Origin of the sequence: Marinobacterium sp. xm-g-59 (genome assembly GCF_013283315.1) — a bacterium.
GTDB lineage: Bacteria > Pseudomonadota > Gammaproteobacteria > Pseudomonadales > Balneatricaceae > Marinobacterium_E.
The window spans coordinates 47,422-70,383 of sequence record NZ_WBYR01000007.1 but is presented as its reverse complement, the minus strand read 5'-3'; the positions used below and the strand labels follow the sequence as shown (position 1 = coordinate 70,383).

General features: G+C 48.2%; 26 protein-coding genes. 9 read left to right on the top strand and 17 right to left on the bottom strand.

Annotated elements, in window-relative coordinates:
• Positions 1–102 precede the first annotated feature (102 nt).
• Positions 103–678 (bottom strand): rhodanese-like domain-containing protein, encoded by a 576-nt coding sequence (locus XMG59_RS08875; RefSeq protein WP_173482010.1) that lies wholly within the window; start codon positions 676–678, stop codon positions 103–105.
• A gap of 152 nt (positions 679–830) precedes the next feature.
• Between XMG59_RS08875 and XMG59_RS08870 the strand changes: the two genes are divergently transcribed.
• A complete protein-coding gene (locus XMG59_RS08870) occupies positions 831–1,373 on the top strand; it encodes a hypothetical protein (RefSeq protein ID WP_173498559.1) in 543 nt (180 codons plus the stop codon).
• Positions 1,374–1,382: 9 nt separating this feature from the next.
• On the opposite strand, the gene XMG59_RS08865 is transcribed toward XMG59_RS08870, so the two are convergent.
• Positions 1,383–1,802 carry a hypothetical protein gene (locus tag XMG59_RS08865; protein ID WP_173483247.1) on the bottom strand — a complete coding sequence of 140 codons (420 nt, stop codon included), beginning with the start codon at positions 1,800–1,802 and terminating at the stop codon, positions 1,383–1,385.
• A gap of 174 nt (positions 1,803–1,976) precedes the next feature.
• On the opposite strand from XMG59_RS08865, the gene XMG59_RS08860 reads away from it, so the two are divergent.
• Positions 1,977–2,765, top strand: coding sequence for a DUF3530 family protein (locus XMG59_RS08860; protein WP_173482007.1), 789 nt, complete (start codon positions 1,977–1,979; stop codon positions 2,763–2,765).
• 2 nt (positions 2,766–2,767) lie between these two features.
• Here XMG59_RS08860 and ppiC read toward each other — a convergent pair whose 3' ends face one another.
• The 3 genes from ppiC to XMG59_RS08845 form a co-directional block, all read right to left on the bottom strand.
• The gene (ppiC, locus tag XMG59_RS08855) at positions 2,768–3,046 is read right to left on the bottom strand and encodes a peptidylprolyl isomerase PpiC (RefSeq protein ID WP_173482006.1); all 279 of its coding nucleotides are present in this window, start codon (positions 3,044–3,046) and stop codon (positions 2,768–2,770) included.
• 40 nt (positions 3,047–3,086) lie between these two features.
• Positions 3,087–4,238, bottom strand: coding sequence for a SulP family inorganic anion transporter (locus XMG59_RS08850; protein ID WP_173482005.1), 1,152 nt, complete (start codon positions 4,236–4,238; stop codon positions 3,087–3,089).
• Between the two features lie 73 nt (positions 4,239–4,311).
• Positions 4,312–4,983 carry a DUF4395 family protein gene (locus XMG59_RS08845; protein ID WP_173482004.1) on the bottom strand — a complete coding sequence of 224 codons (672 nt, stop codon included), beginning with the start codon at positions 4,981–4,983 and terminating at the stop codon, positions 4,312–4,314.
• A gap of 168 nt (positions 4,984–5,151) precedes the next feature.
• Between XMG59_RS08845 and XMG59_RS08840 the strand changes: the two genes are divergently transcribed.
• Positions 5,152–5,586 (top strand): flavodoxin domain-containing protein, encoded by a 435-nt coding sequence (locus XMG59_RS08840; protein ID WP_173482003.1) that lies wholly within the window; start codon positions 5,152–5,154, stop codon positions 5,584–5,586.
• On the opposite strand, the gene XMG59_RS08835 is transcribed toward XMG59_RS08840, so the two are convergent.
• The 3 genes from XMG59_RS08835 to XMG59_RS08825 are packed head-to-tail and all read right to left on the bottom strand — an operon-like array spanning position 5,566 to position 8,547.
• Positions 5,566–6,141: an alpha-ketoglutarate-dependent dioxygenase AlkB gene (locus XMG59_RS08835; protein ID WP_173482002.1), complete on the bottom strand. Its 576-nt coding sequence runs from the start codon at positions 6,139–6,141 to the stop codon at positions 5,566–5,568. The genes XMG59_RS08840 and XMG59_RS08835 overlap by 21 nt on opposite strands.
• Positions 6,141–7,031: a ribose-phosphate diphosphokinase gene (locus tag XMG59_RS08830; RefSeq protein WP_173482001.1), complete on the bottom strand. Its 891-nt coding sequence runs from the start codon at positions 7,029–7,031 to the stop codon at positions 6,141–6,143. Before XMG59_RS08830 ends, XMG59_RS08835 begins: the two co-directional genes overlap by 1 nt.
• Positions 7,032–7,038: 7 nt before the next feature.
• Positions 7,039–8,547 (bottom strand): thymidine phosphorylase family protein, encoded by a 1,509-nt coding sequence (locus XMG59_RS08825; RefSeq protein WP_173482000.1) that lies wholly within the window; start codon positions 8,545–8,547, stop codon positions 7,039–7,041.
• Between the two features lie 141 nt (positions 8,548–8,688).
• On the opposite strand from XMG59_RS08825, the gene XMG59_RS08820 reads away from it, so the two are divergent.
• Together XMG59_RS08820 and XMG59_RS08815 are read left to right on the top strand one after the other, a co-directional pair.
• Positions 8,689–9,483 (top strand): DnaT-like ssDNA-binding domain-containing protein, encoded by a 795-nt coding sequence (locus XMG59_RS08820; RefSeq protein WP_173481999.1) that lies wholly within the window; start codon positions 8,689–8,691, stop codon positions 9,481–9,483.
• The gene (locus XMG59_RS08815; RefSeq protein ID WP_173481998.1) at positions 9,401–10,207 is read left to right on the top strand and encodes a replication protein P; all 807 of its coding nucleotides are present in this window, start codon (positions 9,401–9,403) and stop codon (positions 10,205–10,207) included. The genes XMG59_RS08820 and XMG59_RS08815 overlap by 83 nt, the downstream gene beginning before the upstream one ends.
• A 15-nt stretch (positions 10,208–10,222) precedes the next feature.
• On the opposite strand, the gene XMG59_RS08810 is transcribed toward XMG59_RS08815, so the two are convergent.
• The 8 genes from XMG59_RS08810 to XMG59_RS08775 all read right to left on the bottom strand — a co-directional run bounded on the left by XMG59_RS08810 (position 10,223) and on the right by XMG59_RS08775 (position 18,072).
• On the bottom strand, positions 10,223–10,489 hold the full coding sequence (locus tag XMG59_RS08810; RefSeq protein ID WP_173481997.1) for a hypothetical protein: 267 nt from the start codon (positions 10,487–10,489) through the stop codon (positions 10,223–10,225).
• A gap of 3 nt (positions 10,490–10,492) precedes the next feature.
• Positions 10,493–11,494: a nucleoid-associated protein gene (locus tag XMG59_RS08805; protein WP_173481996.1), complete on the bottom strand. Its 1,002-nt coding sequence runs from the start codon at positions 11,492–11,494 to the stop codon at positions 10,493–10,495.
• Between the two features lie 9 nt (positions 11,495–11,503).
• Positions 11,504–12,556 carry a DUF3549 family protein gene (locus tag XMG59_RS08800; protein ID WP_173481995.1) on the bottom strand — a complete coding sequence of 351 codons (1,053 nt, stop codon included), beginning with the start codon at positions 12,554–12,556 and terminating at the stop codon, positions 11,504–11,506.
• Positions 12,557–12,605: 49 nt separating this feature from the next.
• Entirely contained in the window at positions 12,606–14,588 is a 1,983-nt protein-coding gene (locus XMG59_RS08795; protein ID WP_173481994.1) for a monovalent cation:proton antiporter family protein, read from the bottom strand.
• On the bottom strand, positions 14,581–14,910 hold the full coding sequence (locus tag XMG59_RS08790) for a YqcC family protein (RefSeq protein WP_173481993.1): 330 nt from the start codon (positions 14,908–14,910) through the stop codon (positions 14,581–14,583). Before XMG59_RS08790 ends, XMG59_RS08795 begins: the two co-directional genes overlap by 8 nt.
• The gene (locus XMG59_RS08785) at positions 14,903–15,844 is read right to left on the bottom strand and encodes a LysR family transcriptional regulator (protein WP_173481992.1); all 942 of its coding nucleotides are present in this window, start codon (positions 15,842–15,844) and stop codon (positions 14,903–14,905) included. Before XMG59_RS08785 ends, XMG59_RS08790 begins: the two co-directional genes overlap by 8 nt.
• Before the next feature lie 77 nt (positions 15,845–15,921).
• Positions 15,922–16,830: an ornithine carbamoyltransferase gene (argF, locus tag XMG59_RS08780; RefSeq protein WP_173481991.1), complete on the bottom strand. Its 909-nt coding sequence runs from the start codon at positions 16,828–16,830 to the stop codon at positions 15,922–15,924.
• 60 nt (positions 16,831–16,890) lie between these two features.
• Positions 16,891–18,072 (bottom strand): aspartate aminotransferase family protein, encoded by a 1,182-nt coding sequence (locus tag XMG59_RS08775; protein ID WP_217362035.1) that lies wholly within the window; start codon positions 18,070–18,072, stop codon positions 16,891–16,893.
• A gap of 169 nt (positions 18,073–18,241) precedes the next feature.
• Between XMG59_RS08775 and grxD the strand changes: the two genes are divergently transcribed.
• Positions 18,242–18,583, top strand: a complete 342-nt coding sequence (gene grxD / locus XMG59_RS08770) for a Grx4 family monothiol glutaredoxin (protein ID WP_173481990.1) — start codon at positions 18,242–18,244, stop codon at positions 18,581–18,583.
• A gap of 16 nt (positions 18,584–18,599) precedes the next feature.
• Here the strand turns inward: grxD and rnt are convergent, their stop codons facing one another.
• Positions 18,600–19,235: a ribonuclease T gene (rnt, locus tag XMG59_RS08765; protein ID WP_173482040.1), complete on the bottom strand. Its 636-nt coding sequence runs from the start codon at positions 19,233–19,235 to the stop codon at positions 18,600–18,602.
• Positions 19,236–19,466: 231 nt separating this feature from the next.
• Here rnt and XMG59_RS08760 point away from each other — a divergent pair, with 231 nt between their 5' ends.
• The 3 genes from XMG59_RS08760 (at position 19,467) to fni (ending at position 22,952) form a co-directional block, all read left to right on the top strand.
• On the top strand, positions 19,467–20,687 hold the full coding sequence (locus XMG59_RS08760) for an argininosuccinate synthase (RefSeq protein WP_173481989.1): 1,221 nt from the start codon (positions 19,467–19,469) through the stop codon (positions 20,685–20,687).
• Positions 20,688–20,889: 202 nt separating this feature from the next.
• The gene (locus XMG59_RS08755; protein WP_173481988.1) at positions 20,890–21,930 is read left to right on the top strand and encodes a hydroxymethylglutaryl-CoA reductase; all 1,041 of its coding nucleotides are present in this window, start codon (positions 20,890–20,892) and stop codon (positions 21,928–21,930) included.
• Positions 21,927–22,952, top strand: a complete 1,026-nt coding sequence (gene fni, locus XMG59_RS08750; RefSeq protein WP_173481987.1) for a type 2 isopentenyl-diphosphate Delta-isomerase — start codon at positions 21,927–21,929, stop codon at positions 22,950–22,952. Before XMG59_RS08755 ends, fni begins: the two co-directional genes overlap by 4 nt.
• Positions 22,953–22,962 lie beyond the last annotated feature (10 nt).

Sequence of the window (22,962 nt, the reverse complement as noted above, 5' to 3'; positions counted from 1 at the left end):
TTCATGTTCCTGATCAAAATTTAGCCTATTTTATTCATTGAACAGGAATAAAAAAAGAGGCTCTAAGGCCTCTTTAGAATATTTATCAGCTCACTCTCTCAATTAGAGTTCACCCTCAACCGTTGTAAGTCCATGAATGGTCCAATCTTGGTAACCACCACGGTAGTAGTAGATCAGTTCTGCTGGGTAGCCTTCACGGATCATGGCACGAATGCCGCTTGGGCTTTGTGGACAGGTGCTTGAGTTACAGAAAGCGTAGATCTTAGTTGTAACGTCTGCACAGCTCCAACCCTCACCCTTTTTCTCACAACCGAATTGATCCATGTTCATGGCAACTTCAGTGTATGGAATGTTGATAGATCCAGGGATGGTACCTAGTTGAAGAACGTGATCTTTCATACGCATATCAACGATCATGTTGTTCTCTTTACCAATCGCTTCGATCACATCGATCTCACCAACTGGCGTTACACCTTCTGCTGGAACCATTGGTTGTAGGTAACCCTTAATCAATGCAGGTGGAGTTTTAACTCGAGTGATCTCCATTGGGCCATCTTCAAGCTCAACGGTGTAAGCGTTCATTTTGTCCCATAGCTGGATGTGTTCGTCGCTGGCGATTGCAGTTAATGTGGTACCCGCAAATACTGCAGCGGTAGCGATGCTTAAAAGCTTTTTCATGATCTTTCCTCAGTGTTAATAGCGACTCTTACTTTTTATAACCATAAACAAGAGTCTTATTACCATTATCCTCTTCTGCTTTGGAAAAGTCTTATTAATTTTTAACCTCTGCTATTATTCTTTGATCGAATAATTACTTCGTAGGTCCTGGCATGAAAAAACTGACTCCACTCTCATTAGCCCTGTTTTTGATGACGGCTTCTAGCCACTCAATGGCAGAGATGTCCGTTGACCACAGTAAAATGACTCAACAGGATCATGAGATGATGATGAAACATCTCGGCATGGCTGAAGAGGAGGCCACGCCTATCGTCAATGACCAGAGAGAACTCGTGTTGTTCCCTGAAGCTGAATACCATCTCACTTTGCAGAACATGCGAGACCACCTGAGAGGGGTAAACCTAGCCCTAATGAATGTGGCATCTGGAGACTATGTTAAGGCTGCAGAAGCGATTGAGCAGCACCTTGGTTTTGGCAACAGTCACGGTGCTAATGGCCTGCATTCAGCTCGAGAGTATATGCCTTCTGGTATGCAGATGTTGGGTCACGGGATGCACACTAAAGCCAATGCATTAGCTACGACGCTCAGGGATGCGGAAATTACCGAAGATAGCCAGGAGATTTTTCTGAAAATGGCCGATCTTACGTCGCAGTGTGTGGCCTGCCACGATGCGTATCGATTGGGCGCAGAGTAGAAGCTAGAGCTAGTTTGCGGCGTTTGAGCTAACAGGTGATAGCACACCACCCACATCAACCGCGCCTAATGCGACGTTTACCATGGCGTTAGTACCAACATCGGCAAGTATCTGCTCTTCATTGAGTGGATTCTTGCCGCAACTCTCCAACATGTTGGATGCATTTTTGCGATCGACATAGTCCAAGGCTGCGTTGGCACCGATGATGATGGGTGCCAATCCAACGGTCGCTACCGTCAAAATAGGCGTTGCAATGTTACGTCCCCATTTTAACTTCTCATGCTCAGTGACCGTTGACATGGATGATTCACATTGGGCAGTGACTACATCGCCATTGATACGTAGCTTATGAGCCGTGTCGTAACTCACGCTAGAGCATCCACTTACCAGCAGTGTTGAGCAGATTAAAGAGGTTGCGATGATTCTCATTGGACTTTGCTTTTGTACCATTAATGAACATTGTGACACTTATCTATATAGAGACAGGTTTTCCTGAAAAGTTCCCTAAGTTATTAATTTATTTTAAAAGTGACTCAATATTTACACCTTTTCGTATTCTGCTTTAATACAGTTAACCTGTCTGATTCATCTTAGGAGTTTGTCATGCGCCTATCTACCTTCCCGTTAGCATTTACACTGTGGGTATCGATGCTTGCCACTGTCGCTCATGCTCAACGAGTCCCTGATCTTGAACGTGAACAACGGATGGTGGATGAAATAGTTGATGTCATCTTTGATGGCGACCCTATAGAACTCAGTGACGGTGATCGGGAGTTTCTAGCGATCTTTATGGAGGCCGACGAGCCAAAAGGGACAGTGATCATCGCTCATGGACGTGGTTATCACGCCGACTGGGAGAGCGTTGTAAACCCTTTGCGAGTGGGTTTGGTTGAAGCGGGTTGGAATACCCTCAGCATTCAACTTCCGGTTTTGGAAAAGAGCGCTAAGTATTTTGACTACGTCGATATCTTTGATGAAGCTGCCCCACGTTTCCAGGCTGCGACTGAGTTTGCTAAGGAGCAGGGTGGTCAAGTTGTTTTGCTCGCTCACAGTTGTGGTTCACACATGGCGCAGCGTTGGATTAAGAATCAACCTGAAGCGAGCTTAGCCTCATTTGATGCCTATGTCGGAATCGGGATGGGAGCCACCGATTACAAACAACCGATGGTAGAACCTTTTCAGCTCGATAAAATGCCAATGCCAGTCTTAGACCTTTATGGCAGTGAAGATTTCCCGGCTGTTATCAGAAAAGCGCCAGAGCGTCTGGCTATGCTGGAAAAAGCAGGTAATCCAAAGTCGGCACAGCTGGTTGTTGAAGGGGCAGAGCACTACTTTAAAACGCATAAATCTGAGTTGGTCGACACTGTTTCTGGTTGGTTAGATAGGCTTTGACCTTAGTTACGGTAAAGGGTCTTAATTAGATGGTAGCCAAAACGGGTTTTGATAGGGCCGTGTACCTTTAAGATCGGGCGCTTAAAGACCACATCATCGAAGGCTTTGACCATATCGCCACGATGAAACTCACCGAGGCTACCGCCTTTTTTGCCTGATGGGCAGATAGAGTGTTTTTTAGCGAGCTGATCGAACTTCTTGCCCTTTTTAAGCTCAGCTAATATCGCCAAAGCTTCCTCTTTGGTCTTTACCAAAATGTGTACTGCAGATGCGGTGGCCATAGTCTCTCTCGAAATGGTTATGTTGTGTATTCTATCAGATCTACTCTAGCGCTTCTGCTAAGGTGGCGGTAAAACTTAACTGGTTCGGTAGAGGTGTCAGGTCAGATCGAGAGACAGTTTTTAACGGTTGAAACTGCAGATCTGCCAAAACGATTTCACAGCCATCCTGAATTCGACGTTCAATGAAACGTTCAAGTGCCGACAGCCCGCCGGCATCCAGTATCGATACACCATCTAGGTATAAGATGATTTTTTGTTTTCCTTGGCTTAGGTGCTCCAGTTGGTCAAAAACTCGATCAGCGGCAGCAAAGAAAAGCGGACCTTTGATTTTGTAGACGGCGGTTCTTTCAGAGAGCGGCCTAGGGACATGTTTACGCACCCCACTGATATCTTTTACTTGGGTCATCTGTGCTATGTCTCGCATGAAGAGCAGTGCCGCTAGCACGACGCCCACGCAAATGGCGATCACCATGTCAAAGATGACGGTCAGCGAGAAGCAGCTAGTCTCTATCTCGTTAAAGCCCCAGAGAAAAGCCGCTAGGGTTCCGACAATGGCTGCTGGAAGATAGGTTGGGATGGGCGTTTTAAATTTTGGCCAAATGATCAATGAGGCCAGTGTCACCACCCCGACAACGAGCTCCCCGGTGTGAATGGCAGGAAGATGGTCAAACAGGGTGACAAGCTTGGCAAAGAAGAATTCAGGCATTTCAGCTATATGAAGGCCTAGGAAATCATTGAGTTGCAATACTGCGATAACGACGGCAATGCCACTGGTGAAGCCGAGAGTCACCGGTTCGGGTATATACTCAATCAACCGACCTAACCTCGCGAAAGCGAGCGTGAGCATGATCAAACCGGCCAGAAGCGTTGCGAGTAGAAGTCCATTCAAGCCGTAACTTTGAGCAACGGGATAGAGTATGACTACGAATGCAGCCGTTGGGCCTGAAACGCTGTATCTAGAGCCACCGGTTAAAGGGATCAATATACCGGCAATGATCGCTGTATAGAGACCGTACTGTGGAGGTACACCGCTGGCAATGGCGAGTGCCATAGAGAGCGGAATGGCGATGATACCGACAGTTAAACCGGCGAGTAGGTCTTTGATGAAATGATCAAAACGGTACCCCCCTTTAAAGACCTCACGCAGAGCAGTGAAAGGGAGTACCGAATTAAAACGTGATCGATGTGGCATGTCAGTGAGGACCGTATAGATCGTATAAGATCCTCACAATTTATAAGGATTTGAGTGAACTAGCTATCGTCTTTTAGTCGTTGCTACTGTCAACACAGGTGTCACAGTGCTCTTTGAAGATACCGACTTTTACCAGCACCGAGTGGAACCAACAGCCGGCACACCAACCTGCAGCGGCTTCAAGCCACATGAAGGTTAGACAGAGAGGAATGGTCACTAGCGGGGTCCAGCGAGGCATCCAGTTTTGTGTGGTTGTCAGCAGTTCACTTCCTGTGAGGCTGTTTACAAATTCGGCAACCGGTACCGGATTGAAGAAGAGCAGGCAGGCTGCAACCAGTGCGGTACCAATCTTCCAAGCAAACTTCTTAGGCTGGTATGGGCGGTAGACCGGCTTGTGGTGACGGTTCATGGCAGCGGAAATCCAGAACAGAGGGCAGAGCCAAGCGGTGCGTTTGCTTTGACTTAGCACCATCTCCCAAAGGACATAGAGCAATAGGTAAGTTTGTGGGGTCCAGTCGTAGACCTGGCGAACGACCTCAGCGGAGTAGATGATCTGCCCAGCCATGTTGGTTTCCCAAGTATCTTCCAGTGTGCTGGGATCAACAATGAAAGCCGAGCCATTTATGGTGTTGTAGAAGATGACTAATATAGAGACGGGTACTAAGAATAGAAAAGCGGCACGTGTTCTAACAACATTGTCGTTGACCATGTCGTAACTCATTGGGTGAAACAGTGGGTTTCTCATCAGTGATCCTCTATTGTTTTTATATTAACTGTTCCTAATAATAGGCTAGGTATAAGCGTTAATAATAGATGCTGCTTAGGTTAAGTTTTTCTTAACTAGTTTGGTTATAGATCTCTTGGTTATTTATTAACTTTACTAATATAAGCGGCTCTCCAGCAGGGTTATTGGATGTCTAAGTTTCAAATCATCGTCGGTACCGTTTATGGTTCAACTATTGAATTGGCTGATGAGTGTCAGGAATTTCTGACCACTCAGGGACATCAGTGTGAATGGCTAGATACACCCGAGCTCTCTGATCTTGATCCATCAGCTTCCCTGCTGATTATGACGGCATCGACAGGAATGGGAGACATCCCAGACGGTTTGATGCCGCTCTACTGTGATCTATTAGATGAAGAGCCCGATTTAACCCATCAGCGCTTTGCATTGGTAGGGTTAGGGGATTCAAGTTATGACTATTTCAACGGGGCGGCCAAACGACTGTTTGAAGTGTTTTCAAATCTGAAGGCTCAATCGTTGGTTGAGCCGCTCTATGTTGATGCCAATAAAGATCCTGAGCCAGCAGAACCTGTTATGCGTTGGCTAGCGAGCTGGATCGATTAGTCGAAAGGTTAGATTGATTCTCGGTTGTTTAACGCGAAGACGTTTTGGCACTGAGTGCTCCCAACTCTCTTGAACTCCAGCGTTCATGATCAGCAGAGAGCCGTGGCTGAGTTCAAAGTCGACGGTCTCTTTTCTACTCTTTAAATCTCTAAATCGAAAGGTGCGAGAGCTCCCTAGTGACAGTGACGCGATGACAGGCTGTTCGCCCAGTTCTGGCTCGTTATCACTGTGCCACCCCATACTGTCATGCCCATCTCGATAGAGGTTACAAAGAACGGCATTAAATGTGTGGTTGGCCGTTGACTCGATTTTGTCTTTAATGGATTCGAGAATGCTCGGAAAGCCGCTACCCTCCATCGTCAGATTAGAATAGCGATAACTAACACCTTTTGATGCTACAAAGCACTGCAGTCTTGGAATAGGGTGGCTTTTTCCATAAAGGGTAATACTCTCTTGGCGCCACTCTAAGGTGTTTGTGAGCTCCATGAGCAACTCATCTGCTTCACTCGAACTGAGAAAATCCTCGATCAGTTCAACGTTTATACGACTACTCATTAAAGTTGTTTAAGATAGCTTAGCAGTTGATCGGCTATGACCGGTGTCAGATCTAAGGAATTTGTCTCATGGACGATGCTGTTGCAGCTGTGAATTTCGGCAATATCTTTCAATAGTGCATATGCATCTTTAGCAAAAATACCGTGTACCCCAAGGATCAAAGGTTTACCCATCTCCGCTGACTCCAAGTGTTCGATGGTCGCTAGCATGGTTCTTCCGCTGGAGATGATGTCATCGACTAATACAGGACGATAGCCTCTGTATTGGGCCAGTTCAGGCTCTGTCACAGCGACATCGTAATCACCTGATCGCTCTTTCAACAGGATCTGATAGGGGCGATTAGATGCGTTAGCGATGGCAGCTACCCACTGTTCACTCTCTTCATCAGGGCCGATCAACAATAAGTTATCGGTTTGAGTTTTTAGGAACTCGGTAATCACCGTTTGCGCCGTGCAGACCATTCCGTTGAGTGTATATACCGCATCCAGTGTTGGATAACGATGTAGGTGTGGATCGACCGTTATCAGTGCATCAAAGGCGAGGGATAGGTGCTTAGCAAAGTGTCTAGAGGTGATCGATTCGCCAGTATGAAAACGTTTGTCTTGGCGCATATACGGAAGATAGGGCGTGATCAGACAGATATTGCTAGCGCCAAGCTCGCGCGCATTTTCTGCAAAACTGAGTAGCGGAAACAGTTTCTCATTGGGTTGGTAGAGGTCGCAGAAAATAACCACGTTGGATTGTGCTACGTCGGTATCAACCCTGAGAAACGTCTCCCCATCAGGGAAGTGACGGATTTCAAATTGACCTAATGGTAGACCGGTAGCTTCAGCGAGTTTCTCCGGAATAGGGTGGCTTGGAGATAGATTAAATAGAATGGAGTTTTTCATACGTCACCTATTCACCAAAGGTTAAAATTTGTAGGTGTGATTGCAGATAGTCTACCGCGTAGTTTAGCTCGCCAATGTGTTCAGCATGAATCGTTAGCATGGGCTGCCCACGTTTGATCAGATCGCCTACTTTAACGTGTAGATCAACCCCCGCCGCCGCATCAGCTGGCGCACCGGCCAACTTGGCGACTTTGGCTAGAATACGATTATCAACAGTGGCGAGAGTGCCATCCTTCTCCGCTAACATTTCGTAACGATAGTGGGCTATAGGTGGCTCTTTAAAAGCGCCTTGCGCCTGACAGATGGCAACAAATTTCTCCCAAGCTTTCCCCGTTGTAACCAACTCTCTGGCGAGCTTTTCACCTTCGCCAGGTGAAACTTTACCGCTTAAATCGAGCATTGCACCGGCAAGGTAGACCGCGCGATTTAGCAGATCCTGAGGTGCTTGCTCATCACATTTTAAAACTCGGACAATATCTCGCGCTTCAAGAGCGGGTCCAACTCCTTCACCGACCGGTTGAGTCCCGTCTGTTTTAACAATGGCTAAGGTGATACCTAAGTTATCAGCCACTCGTTTAAAACTGTTTGCTAGCTTATCGGCGGCTTCATCATCTCTAACTTTAGCGGTTGGCCCTACTGGAATGTCGATCAAAACGTGGGTCGCGCCTGCGGCTACTTTTTTTGATAAAACAGAGGCTATCAGCTGTCCTTCACTGTCGATATCGAGTGCGCGTTCTACTTGAATGAGTAGATCGTCAGCAGGGCTCAGCCTCACGGACCCTCCCCAGGCTAGACAACCTCCTTCCGAGTGAACTACTTCTCGCATCTGATCTAAAGTGAGACTGACGTCGGTCAACGTCTCCATGGTGTCAGCCGTACCGGCTGGGGATGTGATTGCTCGTGAAGAGGTTTTGGGAATGGTTAAGCCTGCAGCTGTTAATATGGAGACCACAATGGGCGTGGTGCGATTTCCGGGTAGGCCACCCACACAGTGTTTGTCTAGGACCTGATCCAGCCCCCAATCAATTGTGCTACCAGCATTGATCATTGCGCGAGTGAGAGAGGTGATCTCTTCATCATCTAACTTGTCGTCACCACAGGCCGTAATAAAGGCGGCTAGGTAAACATCAGCATAACGTTCATCAACGATGTCATTAATAATTTCGCTAAACTGCTCTTCATTCAATTTATGGCCATAGACCTTTGATCGCACATGCGACAGCGAGTGAACAGGCCTTGGGTGAGACAGCCATATGGACTCATGTCCTATCAGTTTAAGTTTCTCCCAAGCCGATTCAGAGAGTCCGATCTCCCCCTCGTCGATCAGATCTCCCGTCACGATATTCAACGTGGCGATCATGTGATTCTGTTCTGTCGAGACGAGGACACGCGTTAAGCTATTAAACCCTTCCGATTTGCAGACAGAACTGTCTGAACGAAGGTAGATGTTGGGTTCGTGGTGTGTATCAATCCCTAAACGGCGTGCCCTTAAAGGATTCATTTTCTCTGGAAACATAGGTCACTCTTATACTAAGACTAAATTCAGTCTACTTAAAAACGGGATACTTTCCACAAGAGTTCAAACAGTAATGAGGTTTCTACTGTTATGGATCAATCGGCGCTGTTAAAATAATTGATCAACTTTGAGAGTGTATTGATGAACGATCTACCCGAACAGCCTCTATCTGTCTCCCCATCCCTAGCATCCAAGTATGGTGTGGATGGTGCGCTGCTGTTGGGTCTGATTGAACAGTACCGCCTTATTGTCAAAGCAGATGAGTTAACTCTCTCATTGTCTGCGTTGCAGGAGCGCTGCCCCTTCTGGAGTGAGGCACAGTTGCTTGAGCTTCTTTACACGCTGGCATCTGAATCCCTGTTTGGTCTGCAAGTATCTGATGATCAACTGCTGATTAGTTTTGAAAAGGGGGCTTCTCAATCCGTAGCAACGCCTGCGACAAAACAAGCGCCTGCAGCCATCCAGGCGACAGCTGCTCGACCTCAAACTCATCGTTTGCCAAACTCTAGACGGAACGTGCCGCCCAGTTTTGGTGGTGGCTGGCGTCGATCAACCAATGAGTTGGATGAAATTTTCGAAGCGGCTGAACAAAAACGCAAACTTCAAATTCGTATGGATGTCTCTTGGAGGCCTGATGAGAGTTTCTATCAGTTGCTTCAGCAGCATGGTATTGAAGCTCGATTTGCGGAATCGCATCTTGATGAATTTACACTCTACTATCTGGATAAACTTGATCACCAGAGCGTTTGGAACCAGAAATTCTTAGCCTGGGTAAAACGTGCCGTTCGTGATCAAGAGAGCCGTTCGGCTAAAGCTGAACGTTTTAACGAATCTTCACAAGCCGGTGGGCAGCATGAAAAAAGTCGACGAGATACTCGGGAAAACCGAAAACGGGTTACCGCAGCCGTCATGGACCTCAAAAACCTCGACTGGTAATCGCTCACTCAGTACGCTTGAACATGAGGCGCCGCAACGCGAGCTGATCAGCCAAGAGACCAAAGCGATGGTCAACATGGTGTTTGCTCGTTTCATGGCGATCTATGGCCATAAATTCAAAAGTGCTTTTGAAACCGAGCAGGAGATTATGATTGCCAAACGTGAGTGGGCAATGAGCATCTCTGGCTATGGTGAAAATGAACTGGTAGCGGCTATTAATCGTTGTAAAGAGACCTTAGCTTGGATGCCATCCATCTCAGAGTTCCTCAACATACTAAAAGAGGTTGGAGCAGACTTTGGTCTTCCTAGCAGTTATGAAGCTTACCAAGAGGCTTGTCGATACGCGGGTGATCATCATCACGGTTGGTCTCACCCTGCAGTATATGAGGCGGCTAAGCAGACCGGTTGGTATGAGATTCGAGGGGAGGCGGAAGCCAATATCTACCCACGTTTTCGATACTACTACGATATGATTTCAAAGCGGGTGCGTGCTGGTGAGACGATTGATCAACCGGTGCCTGTTGCGATTGAAGACAAAAGCGAATTGACGCATGCAACCACCATGCTCGAGTTTGCTAAAACCCATCAGATCGATGAGGCGGAAGCCTGCAAATTGCTCTATTACTTGACCTTGCCTGAGGGCTCCAATGTGCGCTCGCGACAGTACCAGCAGAGTCTAGCAACGGCTCAAGATCGTGGTTGGACGCTGCCAACTACTCAATAGTCAGATCCAAGAGAACTATTTTCTTCCAAGAAAGCGTTTAAGGTGCTTCGACATTTTCGAGGCATTTTGATCGCTGATCAGTTGATCAAACAGCTTACTCCACCCCAGAATCGATACTGAAAAGAGAAAGCCCAATTTCACATCATCAAACACAATCGCGACCAGCGTCATGGTGATCATTGTGGCAATGACCGAGACGATAAATACCTCTAATTGGCGTGGTCTAAAAAACTTCCAATAGATGAAGAAAGCGACCCCCGCGATGATGATGAAAAAGTGCATCGGTTACTCCTTAGTCTCTGGCCCGAGTTGCTCTTTGAGCTGCTTGATCAGGTTCGCAGGCAGATCCTTTACTGTCAAAGTTTCACTGTTTGGATCGAAAGAGATCGATTTTCCAAGCGATTCATTGCTGAAGCTGATCGATACCTCACGCGTTCTACCCGTATAGCGAACGTATTTTTTCAGACTGGCGCGATCGGGAATGAACTGCTCTTTAAGTTCTGGGGCTTCAGAAGCGATGTATTGATCAAACCCAACCTCTTGGTCGCTTTCAACCGAGGCGGTTAGGTCACGATAACTAACGGACTCACCCGCTTTGGATTGCTCTATACAGAACTCGGCAACCTCTTTCTGATAACGTTTACCAGCCTCTTCCGGCATATTGGCGCTGTAGTCACGAACCACCTCCATGAAGCGCTCTGTGTCAGCTTGGGTATCCACCGTATCGAAGAAGCCAATAAACTCTCCCAAAGCTCGAGTGGCAGAGCGGTCACCAAAACCGAAGCCTAAGGTTAGGTAGCGACTGGCGCTAGGGTCAAACAGGCGCTTTAGATCGATGCAGCAACAGAGCCCCATTTTTGAAAACTCAATCTGTTCTGATTCAATCAGCTCATTGCTCTCATCAAAACACCAACCATCGGTCTGTTTTAATTGCGCTATCCAGAGTTCGTGTAGGTCAGTTTCATCTTGCTCGATGAACGCCCAGTAACCATCAGTCTCTAAATCCTCAGTCTCAAACATCACCGCTAACAACTCGATCACTTTGGAGCTGAATTGAGTTAGGTCTAGACCCTTCTCTTGCCAGTTCAGCAGTAGTCCTTTGAAGCTCGTTGCTTCATCCGCAAAGCGGCCATATCGCTTGGTGGCCCTGCGGGTGAAGACCTGATCGATTTCGTTTAGCAGTTTTCGGGCATTCAGTTCTGACCCTATAGGTTGCTCTTTCAGGTGAAATGACTGATCGCCAGTCTGACGAGTTAATCGGTGAGCGATAGCGCGAACACTGTTCATTGCAAGAGCCTATTGTGGTTGGCGAAAGTGTGGGCCGAACATTAGATCGGTTGCCTGTTTCAGTGCATCGGACACCGAGGATGAGCGAAGCGCTTGAACCATCAATACTCGATGAACAGGCAGGTACATTAGGTCTGCCAGGATGCGACTGAAGGCGTTCTGCCCAGCATCACACTGGGCTAACGCTTCTAAAAACAGAGTTAGAAGTGTTGGCTCGAGCAGCGCGTTTTCACAACGGGTAGCGATCGCAGCGAGCAACTCAGCACTCTGTGCTGCTCTGCTATTAAGAACAGCTTCAATCGCCTGATGCGTATGACTTTCTGTTTTAGCACTTGAGAGCGCACGGACAAGAAGCGAGATGAGCACTGGGTCTCTGTTTTCGTTTAATGCCTCTGTTAGCTGCTGCAACAGCATTTTGGATAGATCGCTGCTAGGCTTTGCGTGCTCAAGCAACCCAAGAACCTGTGCGTGTAAGCCTTCTGGAAGCTGATTGAGTGCGTTCACAAGAGTGGCTTCATTACCGGACTGTTCAAGTCTTACAACAAAATCAGCCAAGCCCTGAAGTGACAAGTTCTCCCAGCCTGTATCAAGGTTGGGTTGGCTGATAAACTGCTGCACAGGCTCATAATAGGCAGATGCTGCTTGCTGGTTATCTAGAGCCGCTTTCGCATGAAACAGTGCCATCTTTTCATCGATTGGTTTAAACGCGAAAGGATTCTCCTTTAGGCTGTCTTCTGTCGGAACACCGTCGATACTGGATTGAACGTTTTGCAGGAGGCGATTGACGATATCATCACGAACAGCGCTGAGCAGAAACCCTTGCTCATCGAGCGGTAACTTTAAAAACCAGACGGCATTCTCATCTGCAGACTTAGGATTCCAAAGTAGGAGAGCTATCCAGGCGTGCTGCAGATAGGGAGTAGGGTAAGGGGTGGCTTGAGTCTCGATGCGTTCAAACTCGTCAGCACTGAATGCCCTGATGCGACGGCCGAGATCGTAGATACGCATCGCGGTTCCGGCCTGTTTGAATAGTGCGGTTAAAGTTACCTGTTGATCGCTCATCGCTGACTCCATTTTCTAAGCGCGCGATTTTACCATGTCGGCGAGCGAATCACAGGTTGCCGAGCAGAATCCTCTCTTCTGCTTGTTCAATCTCCCTAGGCGATCCGTTCAGAATCAAAGTGTCACCCTCATTAAGCAGCAGAGTTCCCGATGGGTTATCGATCTCCTCACCCTGTTGAATCAGTGAGCTGATCTCCAACTCTAGGTCGAGGGCGTCTAGGGTTTTGCCACAAGCATAGGCGTTTTCAGAGAGAGTAACCGCGTGCTTTTGAATCACTCGGCTTGGGTCTAAATCCGCTTTCAGGGATTGTCCGCCGTGCACGAAACCATGCAATATTCGGTAACGTTGTGATCTTACGGTACGAATGCGCTCCTTGATGATATCTGCGGGAACATCCAGCAGTGTGAGGACGTGAGAGACCAACATTAGGCTGCCTTCAAGGGCCTCAGGTACCACCTCTGCTGCGCCGTATATCTGAAACTGCTCTAAGTGATAATCATCCTGGGTTCTAACGAGTACTGGGATATCACCGAATTCGCGCTTGATCTGTTTTAACGTCTCAAGGCTCGACTTGGGGTTAGGCAGCGTCAGAATAATAAGGCGAGCCTTCGCAGCTCCTAAGCCTCGCATAATATCGACACGTTTGGCATCGCCGTAATAGGCAGGCTCACCGGCTGAAGAGGCCTCTTTAATGCGAATCGGGTCCGGATCGATGGCTACGTATTGAATCCCCATCTGCTTCAGAAAACGAGCCACAATCTGTCCAACACGACCATAGCCACAAATGATGACATGGTCGGCGAGTTCGTGATGTTGGCTGGCGGCATCAGCATGTTGGTGCTCTGGCACAGACTCAGTGCTGTTTTCGGTTGGGAAAAAGCGCTCTGCGATCCAATCGGCTTTATTTAATAGACTAGGTGTAATGACCATCGAAATGATAATGGTGGAGACTAAGACAGCGTTTAGGTCACTGTCGATCACGTGATAGGTCAGAGCAACCGCGAGTAGGGCAAAGCCAAACTCACCGCCTTGAGCTAGACTGATGCCTGCTTTCAGGGAGGTGTTTGCGTTATTACCGAATAGACGACCTAGCAGCAAAATGACGAGGGTTTTCGCCGTGACCAACATCAGAGTCGTTAAAATAACCCAGTGGATATTTTCAACCAGTGCAGACAGATCAAGCTGCATACCCACAGTGACGAAGAAGAGTCCTAGCAACACATCTCTGAATGGGCGAATGTCATTCTCAAGTTGATGCTTAAAATGGCTCTCTCCCAACATCATGCCCGCTAGGAATCCACCCAGTGCCATTGAAAGGCCGGCTGCGTGAGTAATCCAAGCCGCTGTCATAGCGGTGACCAGTGCAACTAGAACAAAAAGCTCATCCGAGCGCTCACGTGCAACCTCATTAAACAGTGCGGGAAGAATTTTGTGCCCAAGAATGAGAAGGAGTAGGAGTAATCCAGCGCCTTGCAGTAGAGGCCAGATTATGGATTCGCTACTTTCAGCGGTGCTGGTTCCAAGCGCAGGGACTAAGATCAGAAAGACGACAGCTGCGATGTCTTGAAATAGCAGAATCCCAAAGGATAGTTGCCCATGCGGTTGGCCTAGCTGCTGGAGTCGAATGAGCTCCTTAGTAACGATGGCCGTTGAAGATAAAGCTAATGCACCGGCGAGAACAATGGATGGTGCCAACTCCATCCCCATGAGTAGTGATAAGCCGATGAAAATAGCGGAAGTGGTAATTACTTGGGCTGAACCTAAGCCGAGAACGGTCTTGCGCATGGCAATCATTTTCGGCAACGAGAACTCTAGACCCAGCATGAAAAGGAGGAATACAACGCCTAGCTCTGAAAGCAGCGCCATCTGATCAGGGTGCGCAACTTGAAGTGCAAACGGGCCAATCAGGGCGCCCATAGCTAGGTAGGCGAGAATGGCGGGTAGTTTCAAGCGTCTAAACAGGGTGGTGGCTACAACGGCACCAATGAAAATAAGCAGTATCTGTTCAAATAGACCGTAGCTTTCAGCCATTACTATCCCCGCTGAGTGCTCTATCGAGTTGTTGAATCTGAGCGATTAAGTGCGTGTTCTCTTTACGACTCTTCAGTGCCTCTTCGGCATAAGGGTGAATGGCACTGGAGTCGGGAACAGGAATGTTTGTTTTTAAAAGGGCTTCAAGCCTAGGGATCAAAATCCACTGCAACCACTGAGTAAACTTAAGCGTGTCGATGCAAAAGGGTTGTTGACTGTTTAACGCTTCCTGGGTTGGTGGCGATGCCTCCCAGAGTGATAAACGCACCATCTCATCTCTGATCGCTTCGATCGATCGTGTAACGGCTTGAGCTTTACTCATCGTTGTGTTCAAACTTGGTGATCGCGGCTTTAATGCCCTTGAGTCGTTTAAAACTGATCTCTTGCGCAGTGCTTAGGAAGTCCAGCATAAAGTCTGACTCTTTCTGCTCTTCGCGTATGGCCGCGTAGAGTGTGCACCACAAACCCTCTTCACCTAATGACTTGGCATCGATGAACTGCTTTTCAAGGTACTCGTGCAGTGCCCAGTTTGGCAACGCAGCCACGCCTCGACCACTAGCAACCAGCTGCACCATCATAACGGTTAACTCCGCAGTGCGAATTTCTTGAGGTTCGATTCCTGCAGGATCTAAAAATCGTGTGAACAGATCCAAACGGTTTTGATCGACGGGGTAGGTGATCAAGGTCTCTTCCGATAGATCGGACGGCTCAATCTGCTTTTTAGCGTTGAGTCGGTGCTGGCGGCTTAGCGCTAGCATCGATTCGTAACTGAACAGTGGAACGTAGTGAATGCCGTTTCTTGGCTCTGGATCCGATGTGATAACGAGATCAATATCACCACGAGCCAGTGCAGGCAGTGGCTGGAATGTAAAGCCGGTTGAGAGATCCATCTCAACGTCAGGCCAATTTTTGCGGAACGAGTCGATGGTTGGCATGAGCCAATCAAAACAGCTATGACACTCAATACAGATATTCAAACGACCGACTTCACCACCCGCTAAGCGAGCAATATCACGCTCGGCTGTTCGGATCATCGGTAGAATATCATCCGCCAACGATAGGATGCGTTGTCCAGCTGAGGTAAAACGAATCGGTTTGGTTTTGCGGATAAACAATGAACAGTTTAGGCGCTCTTCGAGATCTTTGATTTGGTGTGACAGGGCCGATTGGGTTAAGTGAACCCGCTCTGCAGCTTCGACAAGGCTACCGGCATCTCTCAGTGCCACAAGAGTTTTAAGATGTCGAAGATCGATCATGGCTGACTCCGGCTATTTGCTTTGAGGCCAGTATAGACCATAACAGGTAAGCAGCCCATGGACTGCTTACTCAAGGGTTAAATGCCTACTAGAAGGAACTCGAGAAGTGCTTTTTGGGCGTGAAGGCGGTTTTCAGCCTCCTGGAATGCAACGCAACGTGGGTCGTCCATCATTTCATCGCTGACCTCTTCACCACGGTGAGCAGGCAGACAGTGCATGAATAGAGCATCCGGTTTAGCGAGATCCATCAATGCGGTATTCACTTGGAATCCATCAAAACGCTTCAGGCGAAGGGCCTCTTCCTCCTCCTGTCCCATTGATGCCCAAACATCGGTGACAACCAGATCGCTATCTTTAACGGCCTCTTTGGGGTCATGGGTAATAGTTACGCGACCTGGGTTTGCGGCAAGTAGCTCTGCATCTGGCTCAAAACCTTTAGGGCAAGCGACGTTTAAATGGAAGTCAAACTGGCGAGCTGCATTGATGTAGCTGCTGCACATGTTATTGCCATCGCCAACCCATGCCACGGTCTTATCTTTAATGGATCCGCGGATCTCTTGATAGGTCTGCATGTCGGCAAGTAGCTGACAGGGGTGGAACTCATCGGTTAGCGCGTTGATAACCGGAACCTTTGAGTTGGCTGCAAAGGTTTCAACTAACTCGTGGCTAAAGGTACGAATCATCACCACATCAACCATGCTAGAGATGACTCGAGCGCTGTCTTCAATCGGCTCGCCGCGTCCTAGTTGGGTGTCGCGAGGGGATAGGAACATCGCATGACCACCAAACTGTGCCATCCCTGCTTCGAAGGAGACACGCGTTCGCGTAGACGACTTTTCAAAGATCATCGCCATAACGCGATTCTTGAGTGGCTCGTAGATCTCTCCCGCATTGCGCATGCGTTTAAGTTCAATCGCACGATTGATCAGTTTGTTAAGCTCTTCAGGAGTTAGGTCTAGAAGAGTTAAAAAGTGTCTTGTTCCCATAAAAATTAAAACGTCAGCCACAAATATGACTGACGATACCCTAAATAAAGTTAGTTTTGATTACTTTGCAAGTAGCTGATGAACTAGCTCAGATACAGTCTCTATCAGTTGCTCTGCTTCGGACTCAGAGATGATTAGAGGTGGTAGCAATCGAATAACCTTACCTCCTCCATTCACATTGAGCAATAGCTGATTGTCAGAGGCAAGTTTAGCTAAGCCAGTAATGTCAGTCTTGAACTGACAACCGATCATCAACCCTTTGCCTCGTACCTCAACAAATTCCTCAAGGTCGGCAAAGCGAGCGGCCAAACCATCACGAATTTGTTGGCCGCGAGCCATCGCGTTGGCCATCAACTCTTCATCTTGGATGGTGTTGTAAACCGCAAGGGCCGCCGCACATACCAATGGGTTACCACCATAAGTTGAACCGTGGTTACCAGGGCCGAATACATGGTTGCCATGATGTGCAACCAAGCAGGCACCAATAGGTACTCCGTTACCAAGACCTTTTGCTGTGGTCAATACGTCTGGCTTTACACCTTCATGTTGGAACGCAAAATACTTGCCAGTACGGCCATTGCCTGTTTGAACCTCATCCAGCATGAGCAGCCATTCATTCTCATCACAAATGTCACGCAAGGCTTTTAGGTAGCCGTCGGTAGGGACATGTACGCCACCTTCACCCTGAACAGGCTCTACAAGAATCGCCACAATGCTGCGGTTGTTTGATGCGACCTTCTTAATCGCTTCAATATCATCGTATGGGACGCGCACGAATCCACTCAGTAGCGGTTCGAACCCTGCTTGAATGGTGCGATTTCCCGTGGCTGACAGCGTCGCCATGGTGCGGCCGTGAAAACTCTGTTCCATCACAATAATTGACGGGTTAGTGATGCCGCGGTCGTTACCGTATTTACGTGCAATCTTGATTGCCGCCTCATTCGATTCCGCACCGGAGTTGCAGAAGTAGACAGCCTCCATATTGGTCTCGGTACATAACTTTTCGCCCAGCTGCTGTTGCAGTGAGATCTCGTACAGGTTGGAGGTGTGAATCAGTTTAGCGGCTTGTTCGCTGAGCGCTTGAGTGACGGCAGGGTGAGCGTGACCAAGACCAGTGACGGCTATGCCAGAGAGTGCATCCAGATAGCGTCGCCCCTCAGTGTCGAACAACCAAACGCCTTCACCGTGAGTGAAAGCAACAGGTAACCGAGCGTAGGTGGGCATTACAGGGGTCATGGTCATTGAAAGTGTTCTCCGTAAAACGCAAAAAGACAGCCGTGGCTGTCGCTGGAGAGTAATATTATTTTGTGCTTACAAAATAAGCAATCTTAGAGAGGATATAACCGAGTTTTTTACTCAGATTTACTGTATAGTGCGCCCATTCGTTCAATGAGATTTAAGAGGTGAGTTAATGAGCACTTTAGAGACAATTAAAGAACAGATCGAAAGCAATGCCATTCTTCTTTACATGAAAGGCACACCTCGCTTTCCTCAGTGTGGTTTTTCATCACGTGCATCTGAAGCGTTGATGTCATGTAACGAACGTTTTGCTTTCGTAAACATTCTTGAGAATCCAGATATTCGTGCAGAGCTACCCAAGTACGCTAACTGGCCGACCTTCCCTCAGTTGTGGGTTAATGGTGAGCTAGTCGGCGGGTGTGACATTATCTGTGATATGGCAGCGAGCGGTGAACTACAGACATTGGTCTCTGAAGCGGCTAAATCTGAAGAGGGTGACAGCGCTGAGGGTTAATCCCCGCTGACGCTTGTTAGTCCTGCTCGCTCTCTTCTCTGAGGGCGAGCATCATGTCCCATCCCCCCATCTCTTTCCACTGATTCACAATCATGCAAAACAGTTCGGCCGTTTTCTCTGTGTCGTAGAGAGCAGAGTGCGCCTGTTTGTTGTCGAAGCTAATTCCAGCGAGATCGCAGGCCTTTGCCAACACCGTATGGCCATAAGCCAGACCTGCTAGTGTGGCGGTATCAAAGGTGGAGAATGGGTGAAAGGGATTACGCTTGATGTCACAGCGATCGGCTGCATTGCAGACAAAGCTGTGATCGAAGTGAGCGTTGTGGCCAACCAGAATGGCTCGTTTGCAGTCATGTGCTTTAACCGCTTTGCGGATAGGCTTGAAGATCTTCTCCATCGCCATGAGTTCAGGCTCTGCTTCACGATCCGGTGACCAAGGATCGATGCCGGTAAAATCCAATGCCGATTGTTCTAGATTTGCCCCTTCGAAAGGCTCCACCTGTGCTTCAATCGACTGATCTACGATCAGGTAACCCTCTTCATCCATGGTCAGTGTGACCGCTGCAATCTCTAAGAGAGCATCGGTTTGAGCATTGAATCCAGCTGTTTCAACATCAACAACAACGGGAAGATAACCACGGAAACGGTCTGCCATTGGGTGACGCTGTTTCGAATTTGGCACAGTAGATCCTTACTCTTCGATGGGGTTTTGTGGAGTTTAACAAATCCAATGGATAAGGGCAGAGTTAAAACTCAGATCTACTGATATTTATTTAAATGTTCGCTATAATTCCCGCCCATAAATTTCAGTGCTGTCTGATTCATGAGTTCAGTGCGCCGTATTAACCTCTGCCCTGATCGGGCGAGCATGGAGTTGGAGTCGTCAATGTCCGACATTAAAAAAGTCGTTTTAGCTTATTCTGGTGGTTTGGATACCTCTGTAATCGTTCGTTGGTTACAAGATGAATACAATGCCGAAGTTGTAACCTTTACTGCTGATATTGGTCAGGGTGAAGAGGTTGAGCCAGCGCGAGCTAAAGCCGAAGCGTTGGGCGTCAAGGAGATCTACATCGAAGATCTTCGTGAAGAGTTTGTTCGTGATTACGTATTCCCAATGTTCCGCGCGAACACCATTTACGAAGGCGAATACCTACTGGGTACGTCGATCGCTCGTCCACTCATCGCTAAGCGTCTGGTTGAGATCGCCAACGAGACAGGTGCCGATGCGATTTCACACGGTGCGACCGGTAAAGGTAATGATCAGGTACGTTTCGAATTGGGTGCCTACGCACTGAAACCGGGCGTGCACGTTATTGCACCTTGGCGTGAGTGGGATCTTAACTCGCGCGAGAAGTTAATGGCTTACTGTGAAACTCACAACATCCCAGTCGATTTCTCTAACAAAAAGAAAAAGTCACCTTACTCTATGGATGCGAACCTGCTTCACATCTCATACGAAGGCGGCATTCTTGAAGATCCTTGGGCAGAAGCTGAAGCCGATATGTGGCGTTGGTCTGTTTCTCCAGAGGAGGCTCCAGATCAGCCAACTTACCTTGAATTGACCTACCGTCAGGGTGACATTGTTGCGATCAACGGTGAAGAGATGTCTCCAGCTACCGTATTGACTTACCTTAACAAGGTGGGCGGCGAAAACGGTATCGGCCGTCTTGATATCGTAGAGAACCGCTTTGTAGGTATGAAGTCACGTGGTTGTTACGAAACACCGGGCGGAACCATCATGCTTCCTGCACACCGTGCGATTGAATCGATTACACTGGATCGTGAAACGGCTCACCTAAAAGATGAGCTGATGCCACGTTACGCTAAGACAATCTACAACGGTTTCTGGTGGTCAGAAGAGCGCAAGATGCTTCAAACGATGATCGACGAGAGCCAGAAGTACGTGAACGGTGAAGTCCGTGTCAAACTGTACAAAGGTAACGTGACGGTTGTTGGTCGTCGCTCTGAAGAGAGTCTGTTTGACGAGAGCATTGCAACCTTTGAAGATGATGCAGGTTCCTACGATCAGAAAGACGCTGCAGGCTTCATTAAGTTGAATGCCCTTCGTATGCGTATCGCAGCTAGCAAAGGTCGTAAGTTCGACTGATCGTCAACTAGCCTAGGTTGCTAAATCGAAGCCCGAATCATCGATTGATGACTCGGGTTTTTTGTTTTTTTAGTGATCTCAGTAGCTCTGTTATGAGTTCAATCAATTGCATCAGGTAGATGTGATCGATAAAATTGTTTCTAGATAGTTATTGAACCTAAAGGGTTGTTACTACAACCCTTTTTTATTGGATTTTCAGCGGATGAAAACACACAAAATTCTTCAAGCTCCGATCCCAATGCGCTGGGTCGGTCCGATGAAACTGTCAGGTCATCTGATTGAAGAGAAGTTGAGTGTTCCTCTAGCCACTTACGAAACCCCTCTATGGCCATCCGTTGGCCGTGGTGCACGTATCTCTACACTCTGTGAAGAGGGGATTAAAGTCAGTGTGATTGATGAGCGTATGACTCGCTCGATTTTGCTTGAAGCGGAAGATGCTTATGCAGCGCACCAAGCGATCCAGTCTCTAAAAGCACGAATGGATGACCTCAATGAGGTAGTGGCTAAATCGAGCCGTTTCGCCAAGTTAATTGATATCAATTCACAGGTGGTTGGTAACCTTATTTACCTGCGCCTTGAGTTTACGACAGGTGATGCCTCTGGTCACAATATGGTGACTAACGCCGCTGATCATCTGATTCCTTGGATTTTGACAGAGTATCCACACCTTCAGTACAGCTCCATATCGGGTAACTACTGCTCCGATAAAAAGGCAACCGCTGTTAATGGTATTCTTGGTCGTGGAAAGTATGTGGTTTGTGAAATCCTGATTCCACGAGATATTGTTGAGCGCCGCCTTCACTCTACGCCGGAAAAAATTGTTGATCTGAACATCAAGAAAAACCTGATCGGCACAATGATCGCTGGTGGTTTGCGCAGTGCTAATGCGCACTACGCCAATATGCTGCTCGCCTTTTACTTGGCAACAGGGCAGGATGCGGCCAATATCATTGAGGGCTCACAAGGTGTGGTTCACGCAGAGGTTCGCAACGGCGATCTCTACTTCAGCTGTACGCTACCCAACCTCATCGTCGGCAGTGTCGGTAACGGCAAAGGGATCGACTTTGTAGAAGAGAACCTAGAACGCCTTGGCTGTCGAGATGATCGTGAGCCGGGTGCTAATGCTCGTCGATTAGCTGCAATCTGTGGTGCGACGGTTCTGTGTGGTGAGCTGTCGCTTATTGCTGCGCAGACTAACCCAGGTGAGCTGATGCAGTCGCACCTTCAGATGGAACGCAAATGAGTCAGTTGACCAACGATCGGAAGATTGAGCACATCAATGCGATTCTGCAGGATGCCGAGACCGATCGTGATGCGCGCTACTTCGATCGTATCAAGTTAACGCACAGGGCGTTGCCAGAGCTTGATTTCGAAAAGATCGATCCGTCCATTAAATTGTTGGGTAAATCGCTAAGCTTCCCCATGCTCATTTCATCGATGACCGGTGGCGATCATGAGTTGATCCGGACCATTAACCGTAATCTCGCTGAAGCAGCCGAGCGTTGTGGCGTGGCGATGGCGGTGGGTTCGCAGCGAGTGATGTTCAGTGACGATTCGGCTAGGAGTAGTTTTGATCTTCGATCGGTTGCTCCCAATGCGCTATTGATCGGCAATGTTGGTGCTGTGCAGCTCAACTATGGTTTTTCACTGGAGCAGTGTCAGGCCGCTGTCGACCTACTGAAAGCCGATGCTCTCTATCTTCACTTGAACCCTTTGCAGGAAGCCATTCAGCCTGAGGGTGACCGTAATTTCGAGAATCTTGCCGATCAGATCCAGCAGATTGTCGAGGGTTTGTCCGTTCCAGTCTGGTTGAAAGAGGTGGGTTCTGGCCTGTCGGCCGCCGATGTGGAGCTTGGTTACCGAGCAGGCGTTCGTTATTTCGATGTGGCAGGCAGCGGCGGAACCTCCTGGAGTCGAATCGAACATCATCGTCGTGATCAGGATGACCTTGGGTTACTATTCCAAGATTGGGGATTACCGACACCGGTGGCGTTAGATCAATGTCAGTCTTGGCAAGATAAGAGCACGTTAATTGCCAGCGGTGGTCTACGTAATGGGATTGATCTAGCTAAGTCTGTTATACTCGGCGCCTCGTTGGGGGGATTTGCAGCACCTCTACTGCAACCTGCAATGCAATCGGCTGATGCGGTTGTCGACGTAATTGAACGTATAAAACGTGAATATGTAACGGCACTGTTTCTTTTAGGTGTGCCTAGTACGACAGCGCTTAAGGGTCAGCGAGCGCTTGTCATCGAACAGTTTTAAGGATTTGATC